At 57.2% G+C, this 24,852-nt stretch carries 24 protein-coding genes; 20 read left to right on the top strand and 4 right to left on the bottom strand.

The features are described from left to right. The first annotated feature begins 79 nt into the window (after positions 1-79). From ACR0DG_RS19835 to glnT, 5 genes are all read left to right on the top strand, one after another. Positions 80-706: a helix-turn-helix domain-containing protein gene (locus ACR0DG_RS19835; protein ID WP_480700088.1), complete on the top strand. Its 627-nt coding sequence runs from the start codon at positions 80-82 to the stop codon at positions 704-706. Between the two features lie 315 nt (positions 707-1,021). Continuing rightward, entirely contained in the window at positions 1,022-1,945 is a 924-nt protein-coding gene (locus ACR0DG_RS19840; RefSeq protein WP_480700089.1) for a class II glutamine amidotransferase, read from the top strand. Position 1,946: 1 nt separating this feature from the next. Next, positions 1,947-2,630: a protein GlxC gene (locus ACR0DG_RS19845; protein WP_480700090.1), complete on the top strand. Its 684-nt coding sequence runs from the start codon at positions 1,947-1,949 to the stop codon at positions 2,628-2,630. Between the two features lie 20 nt (positions 2,631-2,650). Continuing rightward, a complete protein-coding gene (locus ACR0DG_RS19850) occupies positions 2,651-3,979 on the top strand; it encodes an FMN-binding glutamate synthase family protein (protein WP_480700146.1) in 1,329 nt (442 codons plus the stop codon). 81 nt (positions 3,980-4,060) lie between these two features. Next, entirely contained in the window at positions 4,061-5,389 is a 1,329-nt protein-coding gene (gene glnT / locus ACR0DG_RS19855; protein ID WP_480700091.1) for a type III glutamate--ammonia ligase, read from the top strand. Positions 5,390-5,521: 132 nt separating this feature from the next. Here glnT and ACR0DG_RS19860 read toward each other — a convergent pair whose 3' ends face one another. Together ACR0DG_RS19860 and ACR0DG_RS19865 are read right to left on the bottom strand one after the other, a co-directional pair. After that, on the bottom strand, positions 5,522-5,896 hold the full coding sequence (locus ACR0DG_RS19860) for a heme-binding protein (protein ID WP_480700092.1): 375 nt from the start codon (positions 5,894-5,896) through the stop codon (positions 5,522-5,524). Further along, the gene (locus tag ACR0DG_RS19865; protein ID WP_480700093.1) at positions 5,896-6,210 is read right to left on the bottom strand and encodes a Dabb family protein; all 315 of its coding nucleotides are present in this window, start codon (positions 6,208-6,210) and stop codon (positions 5,896-5,898) included. Before ACR0DG_RS19865 ends, ACR0DG_RS19860 begins: the two co-directional genes overlap by 1 nt. A gap of 116 nt (positions 6,211-6,326) precedes the next feature. Between ACR0DG_RS19865 and ACR0DG_RS19870 the strand changes: the two genes are divergently transcribed. The 10 genes from ACR0DG_RS19870 (at position 6,327) to ACR0DG_RS19915 (ending at position 17,601) form a co-directional block, all read left to right on the top strand. Next, positions 6,327-7,172 carry an aldo/keto reductase gene (locus ACR0DG_RS19870; protein WP_480700094.1) on the top strand — a complete coding sequence of 282 codons (846 nt, stop codon included), beginning with the start codon at positions 6,327-6,329 and terminating at the stop codon, positions 7,170-7,172. 87 nt (positions 7,173-7,259) lie between these two features. Then, positions 7,260-8,861, top strand: coding sequence for a CoA-transferase (locus tag ACR0DG_RS19875; protein ID WP_480700095.1), 1,602 nt, complete (start codon positions 7,260-7,262; stop codon positions 8,859-8,861). After that, complete coding sequence (locus ACR0DG_RS19880) at positions 8,851-10,350, top strand: aldehyde dehydrogenase family protein (protein ID WP_480700096.1); 1,500 nt, start codon at positions 8,851-8,853, stop codon at positions 10,348-10,350. The genes ACR0DG_RS19875 and ACR0DG_RS19880 overlap by 11 nt, the downstream gene beginning before the upstream one ends. A gap of 53 nt (positions 10,351-10,403) precedes the next feature. Next, positions 10,404-11,531 carry an ABC transporter ATP-binding protein gene (locus ACR0DG_RS19885; protein ID WP_480700097.1) on the top strand — a complete coding sequence of 376 codons (1,128 nt, stop codon included), beginning with the start codon at positions 10,404-10,406 and terminating at the stop codon, positions 11,529-11,531. Continuing rightward, positions 11,528-12,001: a MaoC family dehydratase gene (locus ACR0DG_RS19890; protein ID WP_480700098.1), complete on the top strand. Its 474-nt coding sequence runs from the start codon at positions 11,528-11,530 to the stop codon at positions 11,999-12,001. Before ACR0DG_RS19885 ends, ACR0DG_RS19890 begins: the two co-directional genes overlap by 4 nt. 139 nt (positions 12,002-12,140) lie before the next feature. Beyond that, positions 12,141-13,373 carry an ABC transporter substrate-binding protein gene (locus tag ACR0DG_RS19895; protein ID WP_480700099.1) on the top strand — a complete coding sequence of 411 codons (1,233 nt, stop codon included), beginning with the start codon at positions 12,141-12,143 and terminating at the stop codon, positions 13,371-13,373. Positions 13,374-13,450: 77 nt separating this feature from the next. Continuing rightward, positions 13,451-14,368 carry a carbohydrate ABC transporter permease gene (locus ACR0DG_RS19900; protein ID WP_480700147.1) on the top strand — a complete coding sequence of 306 codons (918 nt, stop codon included), beginning with the start codon at positions 13,451-13,453 and terminating at the stop codon, positions 14,366-14,368. Beyond that, entirely contained in the window at positions 14,368-15,219 is an 852-nt protein-coding gene (locus ACR0DG_RS19905) for a carbohydrate ABC transporter permease (RefSeq protein ID WP_480700100.1), read from the top strand. Before ACR0DG_RS19900 ends, ACR0DG_RS19905 begins: the two co-directional genes overlap by 1 nt. 35 nt (positions 15,220-15,254) lie before the next feature. Continuing rightward, positions 15,255-15,926, top strand: a complete 672-nt coding sequence (locus tag ACR0DG_RS19910; protein ID WP_480700101.1) for a TetR/AcrR family transcriptional regulator — start codon at positions 15,255-15,257, stop codon at positions 15,924-15,926. Between the two features lie 7 nt (positions 15,927-15,933). Then, the gene (locus ACR0DG_RS19915; protein WP_480700102.1) at positions 15,934-17,601 is read left to right on the top strand and encodes a GMC family oxidoreductase; all 1,668 of its coding nucleotides are present in this window, start codon (positions 15,934-15,936) and stop codon (positions 17,599-17,601) included. A gap of 57 nt (positions 17,602-17,658) precedes the next feature. Here ACR0DG_RS19915 and ACR0DG_RS19920 read toward each other — a convergent pair whose 3' ends face one another. Then, positions 17,659-18,294, bottom strand: a complete 636-nt coding sequence (locus ACR0DG_RS19920) for a LuxR C-terminal-related transcriptional regulator (RefSeq protein ID WP_480700103.1) — start codon at positions 18,292-18,294, stop codon at positions 17,659-17,661. Positions 18,295-18,513: 219 nt separating this feature from the next. On the opposite strand from ACR0DG_RS19920, the gene ACR0DG_RS19925 reads away from it, so the two are divergent. The 5 genes from ACR0DG_RS19925 to ACR0DG_RS19945 are packed head-to-tail and all read left to right on the top strand — an operon-like array spanning position 18,514 to position 23,834. After that, entirely contained in the window at positions 18,514-19,755 is a 1,242-nt protein-coding gene (locus tag ACR0DG_RS19925; RefSeq protein ID WP_480700104.1) for a pyridoxal-phosphate-dependent aminotransferase family protein, read from the top strand. A 16-nt stretch (positions 19,756-19,771) separates the two neighbouring features. Then, positions 19,772-20,968, top strand: coding sequence for a malate--CoA ligase subunit beta (locus ACR0DG_RS19930; RefSeq protein ID WP_480700105.1), 1,197 nt, complete (start codon positions 19,772-19,774; stop codon positions 20,966-20,968). Further along, positions 20,968-21,858, top strand: coding sequence for a succinate--CoA ligase subunit alpha (sucD, locus tag ACR0DG_RS19935; RefSeq protein WP_480700106.1), 891 nt, complete (start codon positions 20,968-20,970; stop codon positions 21,856-21,858). Before ACR0DG_RS19930 ends, sucD begins: the two co-directional genes overlap by 1 nt. Next, a complete protein-coding gene (locus ACR0DG_RS19940) occupies positions 21,858-22,829 on the top strand; it encodes a 2-hydroxyacid dehydrogenase (protein ID WP_480700107.1) in 972 nt (323 codons plus the stop codon). The genes sucD and ACR0DG_RS19940 overlap by 1 nt, the downstream gene beginning before the upstream one ends. Positions 22,830-22,856: 27 nt before the next feature. Then, the gene (locus ACR0DG_RS19945; RefSeq protein WP_480700108.1) at positions 22,857-23,834 is read left to right on the top strand and encodes an HpcH/HpaI aldolase/citrate lyase family protein; all 978 of its coding nucleotides are present in this window, start codon (positions 22,857-22,859) and stop codon (positions 23,832-23,834) included. Between the two features lie 56 nt (positions 23,835-23,890). Here the strand turns inward: ACR0DG_RS19945 and ACR0DG_RS19950 are convergent, their stop codons facing one another. After that, on the bottom strand, positions 23,891-24,802 hold the full coding sequence (locus tag ACR0DG_RS19950; RefSeq protein WP_480700109.1) for a LysR substrate-binding domain-containing protein: 912 nt from the start codon (positions 24,800-24,802) through the stop codon (positions 23,891-23,893). Between the last annotated feature and the right edge of the window lie 50 nt (positions 24,803-24,852).

Genomic DNA, 24,852 nt, shown 5'->3' on the forward strand with positions numbered 1-24,852 from the left:
AGAGTTCCTTGCTGAGCAGGCTCACATACTTATAGCAAGGCCCACAACAATGAACGCCGATAACAACGATAAGACTGCCATGATAAAACTGACTCAGGATCCACACTCGATCCGATCCGGAGATCGGGAAAAGGTTCTGGAGGTCGCCATTGGTCGCGAGGTTCGGGCCTTTCGCAAACAACAGAACACGACGGTTGCCGAACTTGCGCAGGTGACTGGCTTGTCGATCGGGATGCTGTCCAAGATTGAAAACGGGAATACATCGCCCTCGTTAACAACGTTGCAACTGCTGGCCGATGCTCTTTCAGTACCGCTGACAAGTTTTTTCCGCCGTTTCGAAGAGCGGCGCGATGCTGTGCACACCAAGGCCGGAGAAGGGGTGGCGCTTGAGCGCGAAGGGACGCGCGCGAACCATCAATACAACCTTCTGGGCCACATTGGTGCCAACGGCTCGGGCGTGATCGTCGAGCCTTACCTGATCACGTTGACCGCAGAATCTGACGTTTTCCCAACCTTTCAACATGCCGGGATCGAGACGATCTACATGCTTGAAGGAGAAGTCGATTATCGCCACGGCGATCAGGTGTATCCCCTAAAATCGGGCGATACCCTGTTCTTTGACGCCGACGCGCCACATGGCCCTGAACGGCTGGTCAGCCTTCCGGCGCGCTATTTGTCCGTCATCAGCTATCCGCAGACAAACTGAAGAACCAAAGCTTTCGCTTTTGGTGGTCCAATAAAGCCCAGCCTGTCTTTGTGCTGGGGCAGTTGGCTGCTGTTTCTCGCAAGCAAGAGGTTAGCTCTTTGGCCCATCTTGGCGGATTGATTGGTAGGTGGTGCTCGTAACACCGCTACCCCGAGAACTGGACGATATTCAACTGCGCCAGTCGTAAAACGCGTATGCATAGATTTTGAGCATTATTTGCCCATCAGGAAAAAAACTTTCCTAAAATTATTGAGGTTGCCAGTGTTTATTGCTAGCGTGGAATCAGAACGAAACACGCAAGGAGAGCTGTCTGCCATGTGCGGAATTGTCGGACTATTCCTTAAAGACCAGTCGCTGTCACCCAAGCTGGGCGATATGCTGACAGACATGCTGATCACCATGACCGACCGCGGACCCGACAGTGCGGGCATCGCGATTTATGGCGATCCGGCGCAGGGAACCACCAAATTGACTGTGCAGTCCCATGACCCCCAGCAGGATTTTGCAGGGTTGGCGGATGAGTTGGGCCAAAAGCTGGGCGCAACGGTGACCCAGACGATCAACGACACGCACGCGGTTCTGAACGTTCCGGGCGATCAGTTCGAAGCTGCGCGTGCTGCACTGGCCGAAATTCGCCCTGCGGTACGGATCATGAGCCGGGGTGAGAGCCTTGAGATTTACAAAGAGGTCGGTCTGCCGAAAGACGTGGCCGCGCGCTTCAACCTCAGCGGCATGACCGGCACGCATGGGATTGGTCATACACGGATGGCGACGGAATCGGCGGTGACCACGATGGGCGCGCACCCGTTCAATACCGGGGATGACCAGTGTCTGGTGCACAATGGCTCGCTATCGAACCACAACTCTCTGCGCCGCAAGCTGCGCCGCGAGGGGGTGCATATTCAGACCGAGAACGACACCGAAGTGGGCGCGGCCTATCTGACATGGAAGATGATGAACGGCGCGTCCTTGGGTGAGGCACTGGAAAGCAGCCTTAAGGATCTGGACGGGTTCTTTACCTTTGTCGTCGGCACCAAGGACGGGTTCGGCGTGGTCCGTGATCCGATTGCCTGTAAACCGGCGGTGATGGCGGAAACCGATCAATACGTGGCGTTTGGCAGCGAATACCGTGCCCTGGTGAACCTGCCGGGCATCGAAGATGCCCGCGTGTGGGAACCGGAACCCGCCACGGTGTATTTCTGGTCGCACAATGACTCCCCGAACAAGAAGGCCGCCTGATATGCAGACATACGATCTTGAGGCGGACGGCCTGCGCGGGTTGAACGCGTCCCTGCAGGAGCAGAGCAATGAGACCAACCAGACCAGCTGGGAGGTGGTTAACCCCAAAGGCAGCCACGCCATCGCGGTCGGGCTGGACGCGCCGATTGAGGTTACCGTGAAGGGCTCGACCGGTTATTACTGTGCGGGCATGAACCAGCAGGCGACCGTGCGGGTCGAGGGCTCGGTCGGGCCGGGCGTGGCCGAGAACATGATGTCCGGTCAGGTCATCGTCGAAGGTGATGCCAGCCAATATGCCGGGGCCACGGGCCATGGCGGGCTGCTGGTCATCAAGGGCAATGCAAGCTCGCGTTGCGGCATCTCGATGAAGGGGATCGACATCGTGGTGCATGGCAATATCGGCCATATGTCCGCCTTCATGGCGCAGGCAGGCAATCTAGTGGTCTGCGGCGATGCGGGCGACGCGCTGGGGGATTCCCTCTATGAGGCGCGGCTGTTCGTGCGCGGCTCAGTCAAAAGCCTGGGTGCGGATTGCATCGAAAAGGAAATGCGGCCTGAGCATCTGGAAATCCTCAAAGACCTGCTGGAGCGCGCAGGCGCAGATGCCAAGCCGGAAGAGTTCAAGCGCTATGGCTCGGCCCGTCAGCTTTACAATTTCGACGTCGACAAATCGGCCGCTTACTAAGGATAAAGGGTATGAAAGATATGGACGATCAGACCCCCCGCACCGTGCCGATCCAGTCGGCGACCTTTTCCAACCCGATCAACGCGGAAATTCGCCGCGCGGCGGCCACCGGCATCTATGACATCCGCGGTGGTGGCGCGAAACGCAAGGTACCGCATTTTGACGATCTGCTGTTTTTGGGGGCCAGCGTTAGCCGATACCCGCTGGAAGGCTATCGCGAACGCTGCGATACCTCGGTGACGCTGGGCACGCGTTTTGCCAAGAACCCGATCCAGCTGGATATCCCGATCACCATCGCGGGCATGAGCTTTGGCGCGCTGTCCGGCCCCGCGAAAGAGGCGTTGGGCCGTGGCGCATCGGCTGCTGGCACCTCGACCACCACCGGTGACGGCGGCATGACGCCCGAGGAACGTGGTCATTCCAGCAAACTGGTCTACCAGTATCTGCCGTCGCGCTATGGCATGAACCCCAACGACCTGCGCAAGGCCGACGCGATTGAGATCGTGGTGGGGCAAGGCGCAAAGCCCGGTGGCGGCGGCATGTTGCTGGGCCAAAAGATCAGCGACCGCGTGGCCGAGATGCGGACATTGCCCAAAGGGATCGACCAGCGCTCGGCCTGTCGCCACCCGGATTGGACCGGGCCGGATGATCTTGAGATCAAAATCCTCGAACTGCGCGAGATCACCAACTGGCAGGTTCCGATCTACGTCAAAGTTGGCGCGACACGGCCCTATTATGACACTGCGCTGGCGGTGAAGGCCGGAGCCGATGTGGTCGTCATGGACGGGATGCAGGGCGGTACAGCCGCAACGCAGGACGTGTTCATCGAACATGTAGGCATTCCAACGCTGGCCTGTATTCGCCCCGCCGTTCAGGCGTTGCAGGATCTGGGTGTGCATCGCGAGGTGCAGCTTGTGATCTCGGGCGGTATTCGGACCGGTGCGGATGTTGCCAAGGCCATGGCGCTTGGCGCGGATGCAGTGGCCATCGGTACGGCGGCGCTGATTGCGCTGGGGGACAATGACCCGAAATGGGAGTCCGAGTATCAAAAGCTGGGCACCACGACCGGCGCCTATGATGACTGGCACGAAGGGCTGGACCCGGCAGGTATCACCACGCAAGACCCGGAACTGGCCGCGCGTCTGGACCCGGTCGATGCTGGCCGCCGTTTGCGCAACTACCTGAAGGTCATGACGCTTGAGGCGCAAACCATCGCGCGCGCCTGCGGGCACAATCATCTGCACAACCTCGAACCCGAGGATCTGTGCGCCCTTACGATGGAGGCCGCCGCAATGGCGCGTGTGCCTCTGGCGGGCACCGACTGGTATCCGGGCAAAGCCGGGTTCTGATCACACAAATATCAAGGCGCGCCCTCCGGGGTCGCGCCTTTTTCGATTTGAAACACAAAAACAGGGAAAGGAAAGCCGATCATGACGATAGATCTGGCAGCTTTCGCCAAGGAAAAAGGCGTCAAATACTTCATGATCTCGTTCACCGATCTGTTCGGTGGGCAGCGGGCCAAACTGGTGCCCGCGCAGGCGATCGCGGACATGCAGGAAGAGGGCGCTGGTTTTGCAGGCTTTGCCACATGGCTGGACATGACGCCCGCGCATCCCGACATGCTGGCCGTGCCAGACCCGTCTTCGGTGATCCAACTGCCGTGGAAGCCCGAGGTTGCATGGGTTGCAGGCAATTGCGTGATGGAGGGCGAAGATGTCGCCCAGGCCCCGCGCAACGTGTTGCGCCGTCTGATCGATGAGGCCGCCGAGATGGGCCTGCATGTCAAAACCGGGATCGAGGCCGAATTCTTCCTGCTGACCCCCGATGGTGAGCAGATCAGCGACCCGTTCGATACCGCAGAAAAGCCCTGCTATGACCAGCAGGCGGTGATGCGCCGCTATGACGTGGTGCGCGAGATTTGTGACTATATGCTCGAACTGGGCTGGGGCCCGTATCAGAACGACCACGAGGACGCCAATGGCCAGTTCGAAATGAACTGGGAGTTTGACGACGTTCTGAAAACCGCCGACAAGCACTCCTTCTTCAAGTTCATGACCAAATCGGTGGCCGAAAAACACGGCTTCCGCGCCACGTTTATGCCGAAACCGGTTGAGGGGCTGACGGGCAATGGCTGCCACGCGCACATCTCGGTCTGGGATGCACCGGGCGCGGATGCCAAGACCAACGTGTTCGCGGGTGAGGGCGACGGCCCGACCGGAGAAGTGGGTCTGGGCGAACAGGGCAAGTACTTCCTCGGCGGCATCATGAAACATGCCAGTGCGCTGGCGGCGATCACCAATCCCACGGTGAACAGCTACAAACGTATCAACGCGCCGCGCACCATGTCGGGCGCGACCTGGGCACCCAATACGGTGACATGGACCGGCAACAACCGGACCCATATGGTGCGCGTCCCCGGACCGGGCCGGTTCGAACTGCGTCTGGCTGATGGCGCGGCCAACCCTTATCTGTTGCAGGCAGTGATCATTGCCGCCGGTCTGTCTGGCATTCGCAGCAAGGCTGACCCCGGCAAGCGCTATGACATCGACATGTACGCCGAAGGGCACACTGTCACCGATGCGCCCAAGCTGCCGTTGAACATGCTGGATGGGCTGCGGGAATACGACAAGGACGCCGAGCTGAAGGAGATGATGGGCCAAGAATTCTCGAGCGCTTTCCTGAAGATGAAGCATCAGGAATGGAACTCGTTCGTATCCCACTTCTCAAAATGGGAAAAAGAACACACGCTTGATATCTGATCCAGAGAAACCGACAAAGGCAGGGCTGCGGCAAAAGCCGCGGCCTTGTTTTGTCCGGTGACCTTCAGGTGCTTTTTTGCCTGTTCGTTTTGGCATCAAGCTGGCTCGTTTACCTCTGCCAAAGTCCGTCAATTAAGTATTCTGGGAATGCATCCCCAGCATTCGGGCGGCGAACTTATGATCTTCGACCTGCTCTAAACCTGACACCGTAAACGCGCCGATCAGACCGTTCCCTTTCAGAAATATCGGTATGGACCCTCCGTGAAACGCATGTTCTGACCGGTCCATGGCAAAGACGTCCGCAACCGAGATATCTTGTTCCCTCGTAACCTGACCCATGTAGAGAGAGCCGTGCGCGCAACGTAAAACAGTGTTCCGCTTTCGGCGAATCCAATGGCCGTTGTCGGGCGTGCTGTCAGGCAGTGCAATATGGGCAATCACCTGACCATAGCCGCCATGGTTATCTCCGGGTTGGCAAGAGTTCTTAAGATCAACCGCGCGATACATCACGGCAGTTCGATATCGCAGACAAAAATACCCGCCGCTCCGCCATCAGCGGCGGCCCCAATACGGGCGCCGATGGCCTTATGCGTTTCGTTCTCGAGATACGCGTCGCGCGTCTGAAGGTCTTTGAAGTCAAACCAGAACATGTCCTTGAAGCCATGTACCACCGGCTCTTCTGGTGACAGGTTTGGACCGAACCCAAAATCCAAGATGCCGTCTATTTCAGAACGAAGGTTGCCGAGGTCGGTGAGAATTCCGGATTTTGTCTCTGCGCTAACATCCGAGGAATATTTTACGAAGACGAGATGTTTGATCATGAGGGCTGTCCTTCCGGTCGGTTTCGAAAAGACTTGTAACTCACCATAGAGTGAATTAACAAGCCCCAGTGGCCAAACCAGAGATTCTGGTAAGGCGAGAAGTGGGGAGGTCGCTAATGTCCATCTTTTTCAAAGGCTGTAATCAACGGGCGTTTGGTACGTTCCCTTTGCTGGGAGACGACCTTCGTGATGCAGTTCAAACGGCTGTTGAGGTTGGTTACCGTGCTTTTGATACCGCGCAGTGGTACGGCAACGAAGCTGATCTTGGACAGATCATCCCCGATCTCGGGGTCGCGCGAGACGAGCTGTTGATCACAACCAAAGTGCAGCCGGAAAACATGTCTTCCGACAGGTTTATGGCTTCGGTCGAACAAAGCCTGAAGGATCTGAAGCTGGATTATGTGGACGTTCTGCTGCTGCATTGGCCACCTCAGGATAATCCGGTCGAGCCCTCGCTAACCCTTCTGCAGCAAGCGCATGAAAAGGGGTACGCAAAACATATAGGCGTCTCAAACTATACTGTTAAAATGATGCGGGAAGCCGTGCGTTTTATGGACGTACCTCTGGTTACGAACCAGGTCGAATTCCATCCGCTTCTCGATCAGCGCCGGCTGTTGAAAGCGTCTGCTGAAACAGGGATTCCGTTGGCATCGTATTGTTCGGTCGCAAGAGGCGAAGTGTTCAAATATCCTCTGTTTGCAGAAATCGGGCAGGCGTACGGAAAGTCTGCAGCGCAAGTCGTGTTGCGCTGGATTTTGCAGCAGGGCGTTTCGTTGAACACCATGTCCACAAAGCGCGCAAACCTGGAAGCGAACTTTGATATCATGGACTTCGTCTTGTCTTCGGTAGACATGGCGCGCATTCAAAAGCTTTGTGTTGCGAACTATCGCATTAGCAGCGCTGAGTTGCCCGAACTTGCTCCTTACGCGCCGACTTGGGATGCGCCTTTGGATGCCGCGTAAAACGTCATCCAAAAGTGGTTGACATTTTTTGATTCCGCGATAACTCTCCAGAGAGTGAATAATAACAAAAATACCCGGGAGGAAACTTTGAAGACAGTATCGCTCAGTGATTGCGCAGACAGCGTGCGGGACGGGGACACGGTTGTTGTCACCGGCAACGGCGGTGGAATGCTAGAGCCTGATGCGATCTTTGCTGCGCTTGAAACGCGCTTTCTGGAAACCGGGCACCCGAAGGATCTGACTCTGATTCACGCGCTGGGTATTGGGGATGCAAAACAGCGTGGCGTAAACCGGTTTGCGCATAAGGGTATGGTCAAGAGGGTTATTGGCGGCCATTGGTCTTGGTCCCCTCGCATGCAGGAACTGGCCCGAAACAACGAGATCGAGGCCTTTACACTTCCGTCTGGGGTCATTTCCTTGCTGATGCGAGAAAGCGGGGCGCGCCGTCCGGGTTTGATAACCACCGTAGGGATCGGAACCTGCTACGATCCACGCAACGGGGGCGGTGCAGCAAACGACGCAGCAAAGAAAGCTGCGCCGCTGAGCGAAGTCATCTCAATTGATGGTTCGGACTACATCCGTTACCTGCCGATTAAGCCGGATGTTGCAATTGTTCGGGGAACCTATTGCGACGAATTTGGCAATATTTCCTGTGCGGAAGAGGCCGGGGATCTGGACGCCAACGCGATTGCCCTGGCCGCACGCGGCGCAGGCGGGCGCGTATTGGCACAAGTGCGAGAGCGGCGACCGGCCCAGCAGTGCATTGCGCGCCTTGTGCAGGTGCCCGGGATCATGGTGGACATGATCGCGGAAGTGCCGGATCAACCACAAACACACGCTGGCGGGTATGAACCCTGTCTGGCGGGTCTGCCGTGGGCCGAGTTGCCTGCTCGGGGTGCCTTCGATGGCATGTCCTCCCCAAGCGGTGCGCGTGCGGTAGTGGCGCGGCGCGCGGCAGACGAAATTCAGCCGGGACAGTCCATAAATTTCGGCTTTGGCATTCCGGGAGGAATTGCTGCGATCCTGCAAGAGCGGGATCATCTGGACGAAATCTGGGTGACTGTCGAACAAGGTATTCACAACGGCCAGCTCATTGACGGACCGCTTTTCGGAGCGGCAACCCTGCCCAGTGCGATCATGCGATCCACGGATCAGTTCGATTATTACAGCAGTGGCGGCGCGGATTTTGCGTTTCTGGGTGCCGGAGAGGTTGATGCCGTGGGCAATGTCAACGTCTCGTCGCTTGGGGTAAATGTCGTGGGCCCCGGTGGGTTCGTAGATATTTCACAAGGGTCCAAGGCGGTTGCGTTTTGTTGTACGTTCGAGGGCGGAGGTCTGAAGGTCGACGTAGAAAACGGTCAGCTTCAGATTTCCCAGCCGGGCCGCATCCCGAAGTTTGTCAATCAGGTCGGCGAGATCACGTTTAGCGGCACTATGGCTGCCGCGATCGGAAAACCGGTGCTTTACATCACCGAGCGCGCGGTTTTCCGGCTGACACCCGAGGGTATCGAGCTGATCGAAATTGCACCCGGCGTGAACTTGCAGACCGACATTCTTGATCGCATGGAATTCTCTCCGCTCATTTCGGATAATTTGGCGCTGATGTCGCGCACTTGTTTTCAGCGCAGCAAGTCCTGCAAACAGTCCGTCGTCGAGTTTTCCGCTGTAGGAGGGATCAATGCTGGATAGGGTTGATACGATCTTTGCGGAACCCAAACGGTACAAGAACTACATCGCGGGTTCATTTTGGAACGCAGCCGATGGTGCGGTGATCGAACGTGAAAGCCCTGCGCATGGCAAAGTCGTTTCGGTTTATCCTGCGTCCACCCAGCAGGATGCGCTGGATGCCATATCCGCCGCGCGATCAAGCTTTGACGCCGGGGATTGGGCCTATACCTATGCCGGTGAAAAAGCCCGTATCCTGCGCGAGGTCGCCCAGAGCATTCGCGAAAACGTCGAGGAACTTGCTCTTATAGAAACCCTCGAGACTTCCAAGCCTTTGTCCGTGTCGCGCGGCGAGATCTTGTTTGCCGCCGAGCTGTGGGACTACGCAGCAGGGTCAGCCCGGTCGCTGCACGGCGACAGTCACAATACGCTGGGGCCAGAGATGGTCGGCATGGTTCTGCGAGAGCCCATCGGCGTAGTTGGGATCATCGCGCCGTGGAATTTCCCGCTTTTGATCCTGTCTGAGCGTTTGCCATTTGCTTTGGCTGCGGGATGCAGCGTGGTTGCAAAGCCCAGCGAATTTACATCCGGGACATCTTTGAAAATCGCCGAGTATCTGCACAAAGCTGGGCTGCCAACAGGTGTCTGCAACATTCTGGCTGGAACCGGCGACCCCGTAGGTCAAACAATCGTTGAAAGCGACGATGTCGACATGGTTGCCTTTACCGGGTCTACGCGTGTCGGTCGCATGGCGATTCAGGCCTCGGCCGGGAATATCAAAAAGCTCTCGCTTGAATTGGGCGGCAAGTCGCCTTCAGTGGTGTTTGCAGATTGTGATCTGGACGCAGCGGTCGACGGCGTCCTCAAGGCCGCAAATGTGAACATGGGCGAATGCTGCATCGCCGGGTCTCGCCTTTTGGTGCAGGATAGCATTGCAGAGGCCTTTCAGACGCGCCTGACCGAACGGCTAAAAGACCTGAAGGTTGGCGATCCGTTCGATCCCACGTCGCGCATCGGCGCAATCATCAACCAACGACAGTATGACCAGATTGCTTCTTACGTTCAGATTGGTCTGGACGAGGGCGCAAGCTTGGTCTGTGGCGGGAATGCAGGGGATTATGATGGGCTGTATTTCCCGCCGACCATTCTAGGCAATGTCCGCCCCGAGATGCGCATCGCGCAGGAAGAGATTTTCGGCCCCGTTCTGTCCGTGATGACATTCAGTGACACGGCCGAGGCCATCAAGCTGGCCAACACGTCGGATTACGGGCTGGCGGCGTATGTCTGGACAAATGACATGTCCACTGCATTGCAATGTGCCCGGCGCATTCAGGCGGGTCGTGTCTGGGTCAATTCCGCCTTGGCGGGCTTTCCGGAATTGCCCTTGGGCGGGTTCAAACAGTCTGGAAATGGGCGCGAAACAGGTCGCTACGGTATCGAGGAATATACGGAATTGAAGTCGGTCCATCTTCAGATCGGCGCACAACAGGAACGGTGGGTGACCGACGTTTGATCGGGGCTGAGGAACATGGGGAGGATAGGGTCAGAACTGATCCGACTGAGTAAATGGCAGAGATTAAACTAACAAACGTCCGAAAATCCTTTGGCCCGGTTGATGTCATCAAGGGGGTCGACCTTCAGGCCGATCACGGTGAGTTCGTGGTCTTCGTCGGCCCCTCGGGCTGCGGCAAGTCCACATTGCTGCGGATGATCTGTGGACTGGAAAGCATCACCTCGGGCGAGTTGATGATCGGCGGCGAAGACATGAGCGATGTCGAAGCCTCGGATCGGGGGACGGCGATGGTGTTCCAGTCCTATGCGCTCTATCCGCATATGACCGTGGCCCAGAACATGAGCTTTGGTCTGCGCATGGCCAAGACGCCCAAGGCCGAGATTGATGCGCGGGTGAACAAGGCCGCCGAGATTTTGCAGATCAAGCACCTGCTGGATCGCAAGCCCAAAGAGATGTCGGGCGGTCAGCGTCAGCGTGTCGCAATTGGCCGGGCCATCGTGCGCGAACCCAAAGTGTTCCTGTTTGACGAGCCTCTGTCGAACCTCGATGCCGAATTGCGCGTTCAGATGCGGGTGGAGCTTTCCAAACTGCACCATGAGATCGGTGCGACAATGATCTACGTGACCCACGATCAGGTCGAAGCGATGACTATGGCCGACAAGATCGTTGTCCTGCGCGACGGTCTGGTCGAACAGATTGGCTCCCCGTTGGAGCTTTATACGACGCCCGACAATAAATTCGTTGCGGGCTTCATCGGCTCTCCGCAGATGAATTTCCTGGATGCTGTGGTGATGGATAACGACGGTGGCTCGGCCAGCGTAAAGGTGGATGGCGCGACCGACCATCTCGTGTCAATTCCGCTGCGCTCAGGCAGCAGCGTTCAAAAAGGACAGTCTGTTCAAATCGGCATCCGCCCCGAACATCTGCTGGGAACCGTGGGTGGACCGGGTCTTGAGGTTCATATCGACGTGGTCGAAAACCTTGGTGGTATTGCCTATGCCTATGGCACCAGCAAGGCGGGTCAGGACGTGATCCTGAAAGCCGAAAGCGAGGCGCCACCGAAATTCGGAACCAAGGTGACGGCCCAATTGACCGACGCTTATTGCCACCTTTTCGATGCCGATGGCAAAACGCTTAGCGCGTCCGCCGGTGCGATCCGCAATCAAGAGGCCGCAGCATGACTACCCGCGCCGCCACTCCGTTGCCTGCAGGTAAATACTACTATTCAGACCTTTCGGTTGGGGCCTTCTTCCGGACCGGTCGGATCGTAGTGACAGAAACGCATATCGTGAATTTTGCCGGGATCTCTGGCGATTTCTTTGATGTCCATATGGATGACGAATTCGCGCGATCGCAGGGGTTTCCTGCCCGGATCGCGCATGGGTTGCTTGGGCTTTGTCTGATCGATGGCCTCAAGAACCGTGCTGATGTTCAGCTTCAGGCGGTGGCGTCGCTGGGCTGGAAAGAATGGAATTTTAAGGCACCGATCATTGCGGGGGACAGCATCGGTGCCGAGATTTCGGTAAAGTCCATGCGACCCACGTCGAAGGGGGATCGCGGGATCGTCGAACTGCATTTCGACGTAACCAATCAAAACGGTGCATCAGTGCAAAACGGAACCAACGCGCTGCTGATGCGGATGGAGGGGTAATGGCGGTTGCTCACTTGGTAACTCACCGGTGAGTAACGGACATGATCGAATACCCGCAAGGACGGGTAAGGGTTCGGCCCTGATCGGCTGGACAAAATCAGACCGCAGAATGCGGCTGAAACAACAGTGAGGAGGAACTATGAAACTCGTAAAAACTCTGCTCTGCGCGACAGCCGTAGCAGCGCTATCCACCACGGCGTTTGCCCGTGAGCTGGTCATGAATGCAAACACGTCCGACCCTGCACAAAAGCAGGCGATGGAGGACCTGATCGCCGATTTCGAAGCCGCGTATCCCGAGATCGACGTCAAATTCAACCTCTACGATCACGAGGCTTTCAAGGTTGCCCTGCGCAACTTCCTGGTCTCGGATGCTCCGGACCTGATTACCTGGAACGCGGGCAACCGCATGAAGGTCTTTGTTGATCTGGGTCTGCTGGAAGATGTCTCGGACGTTTGGGAAGAAGAAAACCTGTTCGAAAAAATGCCCGCCGTTGCAGGGGCTTCGACCGTTGATGGCAAACAGTATGGTGTGCCTTACGCCTACTATGCCTGGGGTCTCTACTATCGCAAGGACCTGTTTGACAAAGCTGGCATCACCGAAACCCCCACCACCTGGGAAGAGTTCAAGGACGTTGGCGAAAAGCTGAAGGCGGCGGGTATCACGCCCGTGACCATCGGCACCAAGAACCTGTGGCCTGCGGCTGGTTGGTTTGACTTCCTGAACATGCGCGTGAACGGCGCGGAATTCCATGCCGAACTCATGGACGGCAAGGTCGCTTACACAGATCCCCGCGTGCGCAAAGTGTTCGAAGTCTGGGGCGAACTGGCCGAAAACGACTTTTATGTCGAAAATCACCCCGCCTATTCCTTCCAGGAAGCACTGCCCTTCATGAACCAGGGTGACGCGGCCATGTATCTGCTGGCCCCGTTCATCGTGTCGATGTTCCCTGATGATGTGCGCGAACAGGTTGAATGGTTCCCATTCCCGATCATCGACGAAAGCGTGGGTATCTATGAAGATGCGCCGACCGACAGCTTCCACATTCCGGTGAACGCCAAGAACAAAGAAGACGCGCGTCTGTTTCTGAAATTCGCGGCGGCTGCGGAAAACCAGACCAAGACCGCCGGTACGCTGGACATGCTGCCGCCGAACATCAATGCCTCGGTCAAGGATGATCGGTTTGCGCAAGGTGGCTTTGCCCAACTGAGCAAGGCAAACGGCATCATGCAGTTCTATGACCGTGACACCGATCCGGCACTGGCCAAGGTTGGCATGCAGGGCTTCCAGGAATTCCTGCAGAACCCTGACCGCATCGACGACATCCTCGAACGCATCGAGGCCGAGCGCAAGCGGATCTACGGCGAGATCTGATCCCGCACGACAGGCAAGGGGTTCCGGCGTATCGCGCGCCGGGACCACTCAGAAACGAGGATTTCCCAATGACCGATATGGCAGCGCCAGCGGTAGGCGCACAGCGCAGGCACACGACCTTCTTCAGCCGCAACAAGCTGGTCATCATGCCGTTGTTGTTCATCGCCCCGGCCTTTGCGATGTTCTCGCTTTTCGTGATCTACCCGATCATTCAATCCATCTCACTGTCGTTTACCGAATGGCAGGGGATCGGCCCCAAGAAATGGGTTGGCTTCAACAACTACAAACTGCTTTGGGATGACCCGGTTTTCTGGAAGTCGCTGGTCAACAATATCTACTGGCTGGTTCTGTTCCTGCTGGCTCCGGTCTTTGGTCTGTTTGTCGCGTTGTTCCTGAACCAAAAGGTGTTCGGCATCCGGCTGGTCAAGTCGCTGTTCTTCTTCCCCTTTGTGGTCAGCCAGATCGTGGTGGGCCTTGTGTTCACATGGTTCTATGACCCGGCCTTTGGTCTTGTCGCGACATTGATCGAGCCTTTGGGTCTGAAACTGCCCGCCATTCTGGCCAGCGAAGACTGGGCCACCTTTGGCGTCATCGCTGCGGGGCTTTGGCCACAGACGGCCTATTGCATGATCCTGTACCTGACCGGCCTGAACAGCGTGAACCCCGAGATGATCGAGGCCGCGCGGCTGGACGGCGCCAAGGGCTGGCGTCTGCTGGTCAACATCGTGCTGCCGCAACTGCGCGCCGCCACATTCATCGCCATCGTTGTTACCGTGATCGGCGCGCTGCGGTCCTTCGACCTGGTTGCGATCATGACCGAGGGCGGCCCGTACAACTCTTCCAACGTGTTGGCTTACTACATGTATGACAACGCCATCTTCCGGTATCGCATGGGCTATGCCGCCTCGATCGCGACCATCCTGTTCCTGATCATGGATGTCTACATCGCCTGGTTCCTGATGCGTCTTCTGAAAAACGAGAAAGGGTCTCGCTAATGTTCCCGCGCCCGATACAGGAATCCACCAAAAGCCGTCAGCTGATGTACAAGATCGGCTTGCCCATCTCGCTGATCATCTGGCTGCTGCCCATGTTGGCCATCGTTGCCACAGCAGGGCGATCCCTGCACGATATCAACTATGGGAACTATTGGGGCATACCGTCCGAGTGGGCGTTCATCGACAACTTCAGCGCGGTGTTCGGCTCGTCCCCGATCCTGACTTACCTCCTGAACAGCGTGATTATCACCGTTCCGTCCATCATCGGCGCGCTGTTCCTGTCAACGTTGGCCGGGGCGGGGCTGGCGTTGTACAAATTCAAGGGCAGGTTCGTGATCTTTGCCCTGTTCATCGCGGGCAACTTTGTGCCGTTCCAGATTTTGATGATCCCGGTGCGGCAACTGACGCTCGATCTGGGCATCTATGACACCTATACCGGCGTGATCCTGTTCCAGATCGCATTCCAGACCGGGTTCTGCACCTTCTTTATGCGGAACTTCATCGCGGAATTGCCCTTTGAACTGGTTGAATCCGCCCGGTCCGAAGGGGTCAGCGAATGGAAAATCCTGATCCATGTGATTGTCCCTCTTGTGCGCCCCGCGCTGGCAGCACTGGCCGTGCTGGAATTCACCTTCATCTGGAATGACTTCTTCTGGCCTTTGATCCTGATCCAGTCGGATGAGTTGCGTCCCATCACTTTGGGCCTGACCACGCTGAAGGGGCAATACATCTCGTCCTTCAACCTGCTGGCTGCGGGCTCGCTTATCGCCGCGTTGCCACCCGTTATGATGTTCTTTGCAATGCAACGCCACTTTATTGCAGGATTGACCTTGGGCGCGAGCAAAGGTTGAACGTGCCGTAGGTTTGCAGAACAGAGGGACACGGCATGGCAGAAGCATCAGAGACACAAAAGACGGTCAAGCGTGTCGGCAGAAATGCAGATACCGCCAAGGCTGATCTGATCGCTTCTGCCCGACGCGAGTTCGCGGACAAAGGGTTTGCGCTCGCTGGTATCGAAGCCATCGCCGAGCCCACCGGCCTGAACAAGAAGATGATTTACCACTACTTCGGGTCGAAAGAAGGGCTTTATATCGAGGTTCTCGAAGAAGCCTATCTTGGCATCCGAAAGATGGAAGAGTCCCTGCATCTTGAGGATTTTGTGCCTTTGGCCGCCATTCGAAAACTGGTTGAGGCGACGTGGGATTACTATGTCGACAACCCGGATTTTCTGGCGCTTGTAAATCAGGAAAACCTTCTGAAGGCAGAATACCTCAAGAAATCCGGTATCGTGCAGCGACGAACCAGCAACCTGATCAGCACCGTGCAGGGTGTTCTGGACCGTGGCGTCAAGGAAGGCTCGATCAGGCCAGGTATCGATCCGATACAGTTAAACCACTCAATCGCGGGGTTGGGGTTCTATTATCTCAACAACCGCTTCACCAACACAGAGCTCTATTCCTTTGATCACATGACCCCCGAGGCCTTGGCTGAACGGCGGCAGTTCATTGTGGATTTCGTCATGTGCTTTGTGACCTGCCCAACCCACAGTTCGTCGTAGGAGCGTCATGGCCGGATCTTCGTATAGTCATATCATTGTTGGTGGTGGCACCGCAGGTTGCGTTCTTGCAGCCCGGCTAAGCGAAGATCCCGGAACCCACGTCCTGCTATTGGAGGCGGGCGCGCGCGATTGGCACCCCTACATCCACATGCCGGTAGGATTTGCCAAAACGACCGGCAGTAACCTGACCTGGGGCTATCATACAGAACCACAAGTTCATGCCGGCAACCGCCGGATACCTTACGCACAAGGGCGGGTTCTAGGGGGCGGCAGCTCGGTCAATGCCGAGGTCTTTACCCGTGGTGTGCCGCAGGATTACGACCGCTGGGCGTCTGAGGAAGGCTGCCCGGGCTGGTCGTTTGCCGAGGTTCAACCCTATTTCCTGCGATCCGAGGGGAACCAGAATCTCGCTGATGATTGGCACGGCACCGAAGGGCCGTTGGGCGTGTCCAACGTGGCCAGCCCTTTGCCGTTGACACGTGCCTTTGTCATGGCGTGCCAACAATCTGGCGTTCCTTTCAATCACGATTTCAACGGACCCAGTCAGGCCGGCGCAGGGTATTACCAATTGAATGTGGTCGACGGCCGCAGATGTTCGGCTGCAAAAGGTTACCTGGATCCCGCGCGGGGTCGGACAAATCTGACAGTCATAACAGGTGCCCAGTGCCAGCGCTTGTTAGTGGAGGGCAGTAGGGTTTCCGGCGTCGAATATCAGCACAAAGGAACGGTTTCTCAGGTGCATGCTGACGTCGAAATCATTCTGACCGCCGGAGCGATCGGTTCGCCAAAACTCTTGATGCTGTCCGGGATCGGACCCGCCGATCATCTGCGTGAAGTTGGAGTTGAGGTTCTGGAAAACCATGCCGAGGTTGGCTCTAACCTGTCTGACCACGTGAATATCGACCTAGTCGCAGAGCTGCGTGATCACGGCGGTTTGGATAAATACAAAAAACCTCATTGGGCCTTTTGGGCCGGTTTACAGTACCTGATGAACCGAACAGGGCCTGTCGCCAGCAATGTCGTTGAAGGTGGGATGTTCTGGTATTCGGATGACTCTCTGACGATACCAGATTTGCAGTTCCATTTCCTGCCGGGTGCCGGGGCCGAGGACGGCGTTGGCAGCGTCCCGAAAGGCAAATCCGGGATTACGCTGAACTGCTACGGTTTGCGCCCCAAAGCCCGCGGTACGGTACGTCTGTCCGGCAGCGGGCCTTCTGACGTGCCCAGAATTGATCCAAATTTCTTCGGGCATCCGGATGATCTGGCCACCACTGTTGCCGGGCTGAAAACCAGTCGCAGAGTGTTTTCCGAACCCGCGCTTGCGAAACATGTGCGCAGAGTTGTGTTGCCCGATGACAGCCTGAAAACTGACGAGGAATTGGCGGAATTTGTACGCCATCACGGGCGTACGTCCTACCACCCAGTGGGAACCTGTCGGATGGGGTCGGACTATGGTGCGGTCGTGGATACCCAGTTGAAACTCAACGGTTTCGACGGCATTCGGGTCTGTGACAGCAGCATCTTTCCCAGCATTGTTGGCTCAAACACGAATGCGCCGACGGCGATGATCGCGGAAAAAGCCGCCGACATGATTTTGGGTCGGCCACCGTTGCCCCAAAGGTCGGCATGCGCCGAGGTTAACCGCAAAAGAAACCTGACGGCTGTTACTGCTTAGACGCCACCATCGCTTTGCTTGCAGATCGGAAACAGGGTCAAAGGAGACACCGGCTGGTCAGGAATTCCCTTTGTCCAATTGCGCTGAATAGTAAAACGCAATGGCCTGCGCGCGGTTTTTCACGGACAGTTTTTCATAGATGTTGGAGAGGTGAAACTTCACCGTATTTGTCGAAATCTGCAGCTCTTTTGACAGCTCGCGGTTCGACATGCCTTTCGCCAAGGCCTCCAAAATGGCCAGTTCTTTCCGAGACAACGTCTGCAGCGGGCTTTGCTGCATTTTACGGACGTCAATAAAAGGAAACACCATCTTGCCCTTGGCGACATCGACACAGGTTTCCAGCAGGCCTTCAACCTCGCCTGAACGTGGGGCAAAACCAGCAGCGCCAGCTTGCATGGCTTGCCGTGGAATGTCGCCGGTGTCGTCGCCATAAACCACGAAACGTGGTGCATTGGCTTGTTCACGTAGCACTTCAATCAGCTTGGCCGCGCCCAAAGCGGGCAATTCCCATGAGACAATGCCAACCTTAACCGGAACCCGCATGGCGGTCCCCAAAAAGCCTTCGGCCGTCGCCGACGTGGCCACCAGAGAGAATCGCGGATCGCGTTCAAAAATCTCGGACATCGCCGATAAGACCAGCGGATTGTTGTTGGCCAGCATGACATCAATGGAACGCGTTTGGGTGTCAGCCATTGTTTTTCCGTCTTTATTCGCCAAAACCTACCCGAAAGAGTGGGCAGGCTTTTGGTATACCTGTGTATATCCACCCAAATGGGTGGGTAATTCTCCACCTAAATAGATATCCAAAAGCAGTAGTAAGTTACGTTGCGTCCGCTGGCAAGGATCGGGTTTTCTGCGTGCCAACGCGATAGTCGGGGCAATTGCCGTCCCCGCGTCTGAGGAGGATCGCACATGACTTTTCAAATCTACCCCACTCTCGAAATCCCCGAGACGCTGGCTGCGGGTCCCGGTCCAGGGAACACGGATGCCCGCGTGCTGCAGGCATTTGCAGGGGCAGGGTTGGCGGATCATATGCAGGGCGACGTTCTGCGCGGTATGATCGAATGCAAGCACATGCTGCGCGAAATCTGGGGCACGACCAATACCTACACCTTTGCCGTAGCCGGAACAGGTTGGAGCGGACTGGACACCATGTTCGCAGCAGTCATGCCGGGCGACAAGGTTGTGGCTTTTGCAAACGGTACATTCTCGGGGATTGATGCCCTGACCCTTCGCATCAAGGCTGCCACCCCCGATGAGCACGCAGCCAACCCGCTGGATCCGCAAGCCGCCAGTGTAACAGTGATCGAAGTGCCGCATGGTCAGCCCGTGACCGGTGCGATGGTTGAAGAAGCTCTGGCGCAGTACAAACCCAAATGGGCATTCATGGCTCATTGGGAGACGGGTTCAGGTCGGGTAAACGATCTGCGCGGTTTCTCAGACGCGTGCGAACGTCATGGCGTGATGGGTTTGATAGATGCCGTTTCATCCCTTGGGGTTGCCGATTTCCGTATTGATGACTTTCCCGGCATTGCGGGCTGGGCGTCGTGTCCACAAAAAGGTTTGTGCTGTCTGCCTCTGACCTATGCACCGGTCAGCTTTACCGACGCCTATATCGCCTCGTTGAAGACAAGCGGCGCCTACAGCTATGTTCACAACCCGATCTTCGAGGCCCGTCACTGGGGTATTGTCGACGGTCAGGATGTTGAAAAAGGCACCTACCACCGAACGCATTCCGGTTACGCGGTGGCCGCGTTCCACGAATCTCTGCGCCTGACGCTGCAGGAAGGTTTGACCAAACGCGCGCAGGCCTACCGAACGCATGAGGGCGTTCTGCGGGATGCCGTAGCAGCCATGGGGTGCGAGGTCACCTCTGACATGCCCAGCCTCGTCGTTTTGAACCTGCCGCCAGAGCTTGCAGGTCGCGAGATGGAGCTGGTGCAGAACTGCCGCGCCCGTGGCTTTGGCATCTGGCCGACACTCAGCGCGCCCGTGCAGGTACGTATCGGCATTCTTAACCAACTGAACCACCAGTCTGTCAGCCGCATCGTGATGTTGTTCGCCGAGGCCATCCGCGAAATGGGCGGCTCGGTCGATTTTGACGCCATCGAAGCGCTGCTGGAAAGCCGCTACGGCACATCTATCGCTGCATAAACGGGAGGAAATGCAGATGGATATCCACGAATACCAGGCGAAAGAACTACTTTCGAATTTCGGGGTCGAGACCCCGTCAGGCGCGCTGGCTTATAGCCCCGAACAGGCGGCCTATCGGGCTCGTGAGCTGGGCGGTGACAAATGGATCGTCAAGGCTCAGGTTCATGCTGGTGGCCGCGGCAAAGCGGGCGGCGTAAAGCTGTGCAACTCTGAAAGCGAAATTCACGAAGCCTGTGACGAGATGTTCGGCCGCAAGCTGGTCACGCATCAAACAGGCCCCGAAGGCAAAGGCATCTATCGTGTCTATGTCGAGTCTGCCGTGCCAATTGATCGCGAGATTTACCTTGGTTTTGTGCTGGATCGGTCCAGCCAAAGGGTCATGATCGTCGCCTCATCAGAAGGTGGGATGGAGATCGAAGAGATATCGGCCGAGCGTCCGGACAGTATCGTGCGTTCGATCGTCGAACCGGCTGTCGGTCTGCGGGATTTTCAGGCGCGCGAAATCGCCTTCAATCTAGGGCTGGAACCACGCTTGATTCAGCACATGGTGCGCACGCTGCAGGGCTGCTATGCCGCCTTCAGCGAACTCGACGCGACCATGGTCGAGATCAATCCGTTGGTCATCACCGCAGATGACCGCGTTCTGGCGCTTGACGCCAAAATGAGCTTTGACGACAACGCCTTGTTCCGTCACCCCCAAGTTGCTGAATTGCGCGACAAAAGCCAGGAAGACCCACGTGAAAGCAGGGCCGCTGATCGTGGGCTTTCCTATGTCGGGCTGGACGGCAATATCGGTTGTATCGTGAACGGTGCCGGTCTGGCGATGGCGACGATGGATACCATCAAGCTGGCGGGCGGCGAACCGGCGAATTTTCTGGATATTGGCGGCGGCGCTTCACCAGAGCGTGTGGCCAAGGCCTTCCGACTGGTTCTGTCCGATGACAATGTTCAGGCCGTTTTGGTAAACATCTTTGCCGGGATCAACCGATGCGACTGGGTGGCCGAAGGCGTTGTTCAGGCCCTGCGCGAACTGGAGCTGGATATTCCGGTCATCGTGCGGCTTGCCGGTACTAATGTCGAAGAAGGGCAAAAGATTTTGGCCAAATCGGGCCTGCCGATCATTCGCGCAACAACCTTGATGGAAGCTGCCGAGCGCGCAGTTGGCGCATGGCGCAGCGACCTGTCTCAAAACACCAAGATGAGGGCCGTGTAATGAGCATTCTTCTGGATCGCGACACCCGCGTAATCGTTCAGGGCATCACAGGGCGCATGGCGCGCCTGCACACCAAGGATATGTTGGAATATGGCACCAATGTCGTCGGTGGCGTCGTTCCGGGCAAAGGTGGCGAAACTGTCGAAGGCGTTCCCGTTTTCGACACGGTCAAACAGGCGGTAGAGGCCACCGGGGCTGATGCGAGCCTTGTTTTTGTACCGCCTCCATTCGCTGCGGATTCGATCATGGAAGCCGCCGACGCTGGCATTCGCTATTGCGTGTGTATCACCGACGGTATCCCCGCGCAGGACATGATCCGCGTGAAACGTTACATGTACCGCTATCCCAAGGACAAACGCATGATCCTGACCGGTCCGAACTGTGCCGGAACCATCAGCCCCGGCAAGGCGCTGTTGGGTATCATGCCCGGTCATATCTATCTGCAAGGGAATGTCGGCATCATCGGACGTTCCGGCACGCTGGGGTATGAGGCCGCGGCGCAGTTGAAAGAACGGGGAATCGGCGTTTCGACCAGTGTCGGCATCGGCGGGGATCCGATAAATGGTTCCTCTTTCCGCGATATTCTCGAGTGGTTCGAAAAGGATGATGACACCCGGATCATCGCAATGATCGGCGAAATCGGCGGACCTCAGGAGGCTGAAGCGGCGGAATACATCCGTGATCACGTCACCAAGCCCGTGGTGGCGTATGTGGCGGGTCTGACCGCGCCCAAGGGGCGGACGATGGGCCACGCGGGCGCAATCATCTCGGCCTTTGGCGAAAGCGCGAGTGAGAAGGTCGAGATCCTGTCGGCAGCCGGTGTGACCGTTGCCGAAAACCCTGCGGTGATCGGTGAAACCATCGCCCGCGTTATGGGAAAGGCTGCGTAATGGTCAAACCATCGGTTCTTGTTACCCGTCGCTGGCCTGCCGCCGTCGAAGCGTTGCTGGCCGAAAACTACAACGCTGTGCTGAACACCGGGGACACTCAGATGACCCCGGCGGAAATCAGAGAGGCACTTGGTAAATACGATGCCGTCTTACCCACCGTCACCGACACGCTCAGCGCCGAAGCACTGGATGTGCCCGCGGCCCAGACCAGAATTTTGGCCAATTACGGCGTAGGCTACAGCCACATCTGTGAACCCGCAGCACGCGATCTGGGCATGACGGTCACAAATACCCCGGATGTCCTGTCCGAATGCACTGCTGATCTTGCGATGACGCTGCTGCTGATGGCCGCGCGCCGCGCAGGAGAAGGAGAGCGTGAACTGCGCGCAGGCGGTTGGACCGGTTGGCGCCCGACGCATCTGGTCGGCACCAAGGTAAGCGGTAAAACACTGGGCATCATCGGATTTGGCCGCATCGGTCAGGAAATGGCGCGCCGGGCACATCATGGGTTCGGTATGAAAATCGTGGTGCAAAACCGCAGTGCCGTATCGAGCGACGTGCTGAAACAGTTCAATGCCACTCAGGTCGAAACAGTCGATGAGCTTTTGCCTCAATGCGATTTCGTCTCGCTGCATTGTCCGGGCGGTGCTGCAAACCGCCACCTGATCAACGGACGACGTCTCGACCTGATGAAACCGGATGCGTTCCTGATCAACACCGCGCGTGGAGAGGTCGTGGACGAGCACGCGCTGGTGCAATCGCTGATGTTTGGCACCATCGGCGGTGCCGCGCTGGATGTGTTCGACGGCGAACCCCGCATCAGCCCGGATCTGCTGCAATGCGACAATCTGGTGATGTTGCCGCATCTGGGCAGCGCCACAAAGGAATCGCGCGAGGCCATGGGGTTTCGCGTTCTGGACAATCTGGGCGACTTTTTCGCAGGCCGCCCACCTCGTGATCGCGTGATCTGACGCGCCTCTCTTCAAAGGACAAATCCCATGAGCTTTTATGCAATCGAACAAGCCCCCGCACGCCTGAATCGCAGCGAACTTGCCGTACCGGGCAGCCAACCCGGCATGTTCGAGAAAGCCGCGAAATCGGATGTCGACGTGATCTTCCTTGATCTGGAAGACGCCGTTGCCCCCGACGAAAAAGAGCAAGCCCGCAAGAACATCATCCAAGCGTTGAATGACATCGACTGGGGCAACAAGACCATGTCGGTGCGCATCAACGGGCTGGACACGCATTACATGTACCGCGACGTAGTGGATGTGGTGGAACAGGCGGGTCAACGGCTTGACCTGATCATGATCCCCAAGGTCGGCACCGCAGCGGATGTCTATGCGGTTGATATGATGGTCACGCAGATCGAAGACGCCATGGGCTACAAAAAGCGCATCGGGTTTGAACACATCATCGAAACCGCCCTGGGCATGCAGAACGTCAGCGAGATCGCCGCTGCTTCGAAACGCAACGAAAGCCTGCATTTCGGCGTGGCGGATTACGCGGCTTCGACCCGCGCTCGGACCACGATCATCGGGGGGGTCAACCCGGATTACTCGGTTCTGACGGATCCGGATGGCGACGCAGCCCGCGCAACCCATTGGGGCGACATGTGGCACTATGCGCTGGCCCGAATGGTCGTGGCCGCCCGCGCCAATGGACTGCGCCCCATTGATGGCCCCTTCGGAGATTTCCAGGACCCCGAGGGCTATAAGGCCGCTGCCAAACGCGCTGCTGTTCTGGGCTGTGAAGGCAAGTGGGCCATCCACCCCAGCCAGATCGCACTGGCCAACGAGGTCATGTCCCCCGCTGACGCCGAGGTCAACAAAGCGCAACGCATTTTGGAGGCAATGGCCGAGGCCGAAGCCGCCGGTAAAGGGGCCGTTTCGCTGGATGGTCGTCTGATCGATTACGCGTCGATCCGTCAGGCCGAAGTAATGGTTGAAAAAGCCCGTCAGATTGCCGCTGCGTGATTTAGGGCGGACACATGCCGCGCCCCGGTCCAGCCGGGGCGCAACGCGGTAAGCATTTAGGCTGTATGGCTTGCATTATGCAGCACCCAGTCTCTGACCTTGATCGCGTCATCAGACAGGGGGTTTTTCTTGGACCAGACCAGATAAAACCCCTTTCCGGTCTTCCACTCCCATTCAGTTTTGCCGGCCAACAAGCCTTGGCTTATCAGCCTGTCTGCCAGATGTTTCCAGCCAAATGCAAAGCCTTCGCCCGCCATCGCGGCCTGAAGAACCAAGGCATAATCATTCAGACGAAGACCCGTATTTGGAACTGAATGCCTGATCGAAAAATTCGCGAACCAGTCGCTCCAGCTTGGCCGCTGACGAATGGGTTCTTCCAGATGGATCAGGCGTTGATTCAGCAGGTTGGGCAAGCTGCGCAAGTCAACAGCCGCCGCCATAACACGCGGAGCTGCAACCGGGTAAATGACCTCATCAGCGATCAGCGCGCTGTCATATCCCGACCAGTTGCCATTCCCCTGACGCACGGCAAGGCTGATGTTTTCAGCATCGATATCGGGCTCACGGTCGCTGGACTGCAGTCTCAGGTCAATTCGCGGATGCCGCTTTTGCAAATCCGCAAGCCTCGGCATGACCCAGTAATTGTTGAACGCCGTTGACGCGCTGAGCGTTACATATCCCGTCTGGTTCAATTGCTGGATCGAAGAGACCGACAGCGCCAAGTGTTCAAACGCATGCGTCACGTCAGCAAGAAGGCGTTCCCCCGCCGCAGTCAATGTGACTTGCCGGTGGGCACGCGTGAACAGGGCCGTGTCCAACCCCTCTTCCAGACGTCGGATCGAGACACTTACGGCAGGCTGCTGCACATTCAGTTCCTGCGCAGCGCGGGTAAAGGATTTCAACCGTGCCGCGGCCTCGAAGACGACCAGATGACGTGGTGATCCAAGCTGTTTCCAGAGTTCTTGCATAAACTGTGTTTATGCTAACCATACAAATTTTCAAGCGTCACAGGCCATTC

The sequence above is a fragment of the Ruegeria sp. BG8 genome, from assembly GCF_056538325.1.

Coding starts and splice junctions, on each gene's coding strand:
- ACR0DG_RS19835 (WP_480700088.1), top strand. CDS start 80: ATGATAAAACTGACTCAGGATCCACACTCGATCCGATCCGGAGATCGG.
- ACR0DG_RS19840 (WP_480700089.1), top strand. CDS start 1,022: ATGTGCGGAATTGTCGGACTATTCCTTAAAGACCAGTCGCTGTCACCC.
- ACR0DG_RS19845 (WP_480700090.1), top strand. CDS start 1,947: ATGCAGACATACGATCTTGAGGCGGACGGCCTGCGCGGGTTGAACGCG.
- ACR0DG_RS19850 (WP_480700146.1), top strand. CDS start 2,651: ATGGACGATCAGACCCCCCGCACCGTGCCGATCCAGTCGGCGACCTTT.
- glnT (WP_480700091.1), top strand. CDS start 4,061: ATGACGATAGATCTGGCAGCTTTCGCCAAGGAAAAAGGCGTCAAATAC.
- ACR0DG_RS19860 (WP_480700092.1), bottom strand. CDS start 5,896: ATGTATCGCGCGGTTGATCTTAAGAACTCTTGCCAACCCGGAGATAAC.
- ACR0DG_RS19865 (WP_480700093.1), bottom strand. CDS start 6,210: ATGATCAAACATCTCGTCTTCGTAAAATATTCCTCGGATGTTAGCGCA.
- ACR0DG_RS19870 (WP_480700094.1), top strand. CDS start 6,327: ATGTCCATCTTTTTCAAAGGCTGTAATCAACGGGCGTTTGGTACGTTC.
- ACR0DG_RS19880 (WP_480700096.1), top strand. CDS start 8,851: ATGCTGGATAGGGTTGATACGATCTTTGCGGAACCCAAACGGTACAAG.
- ACR0DG_RS19885 (WP_480700097.1), top strand. CDS start 10,404: ATGGCAGAGATTAAACTAACAAACGTCCGAAAATCCTTTGGCCCGGTT.
- ACR0DG_RS19890 (WP_480700098.1), top strand. CDS start 11,528: ATGACTACCCGCGCCGCCACTCCGTTGCCTGCAGGTAAATACTACTAT.
- ACR0DG_RS19895 (WP_480700099.1), top strand. CDS start 12,141: ATGAAACTCGTAAAAACTCTGCTCTGCGCGACAGCCGTAGCAGCGCTA.
- ACR0DG_RS19900 (WP_480700147.1), top strand. CDS start 13,451: ATGGCAGCGCCAGCGGTAGGCGCACAGCGCAGGCACACGACCTTCTTC.
- ACR0DG_RS19905 (WP_480700100.1), top strand. CDS start 14,368: ATGTTCCCGCGCCCGATACAGGAATCCACCAAAAGCCGTCAGCTGATG.
- ACR0DG_RS19910 (WP_480700101.1), top strand. CDS start 15,255: ATGGCAGAAGCATCAGAGACACAAAAGACGGTCAAGCGTGTCGGCAGA.
- ACR0DG_RS19915 (WP_480700102.1), top strand. CDS start 15,934: ATGGCCGGATCTTCGTATAGTCATATCATTGTTGGTGGTGGCACCGCA.
- ACR0DG_RS19920 (WP_480700103.1), bottom strand. CDS start 18,294: ATGGCTGACACCCAAACGCGTTCCATTGATGTCATGCTGGCCAACAAC.
- ACR0DG_RS19925 (WP_480700104.1), top strand. CDS start 18,514: ATGACTTTTCAAATCTACCCCACTCTCGAAATCCCCGAGACGCTGGCT.
- ACR0DG_RS19930 (WP_480700105.1), top strand. CDS start 19,772: ATGGATATCCACGAATACCAGGCGAAAGAACTACTTTCGAATTTCGGG.
- sucD (WP_480700106.1), top strand. CDS start 20,968: ATGAGCATTCTTCTGGATCGCGACACCCGCGTAATCGTTCAGGGCATC.
- ACR0DG_RS19940 (WP_480700107.1), top strand. CDS start 21,858: ATGGTCAAACCATCGGTTCTTGTTACCCGTCGCTGGCCTGCCGCCGTC.
- ACR0DG_RS19945 (WP_480700108.1), top strand. CDS start 22,857: ATGAGCTTTTATGCAATCGAACAAGCCCCCGCACGCCTGAATCGCAGC.
- ACR0DG_RS19950 (WP_480700109.1), bottom strand. CDS start 24,802: ATGCAAGAACTCTGGAAACAGCTTGGATCACCACGTCATCTGGTCGTC.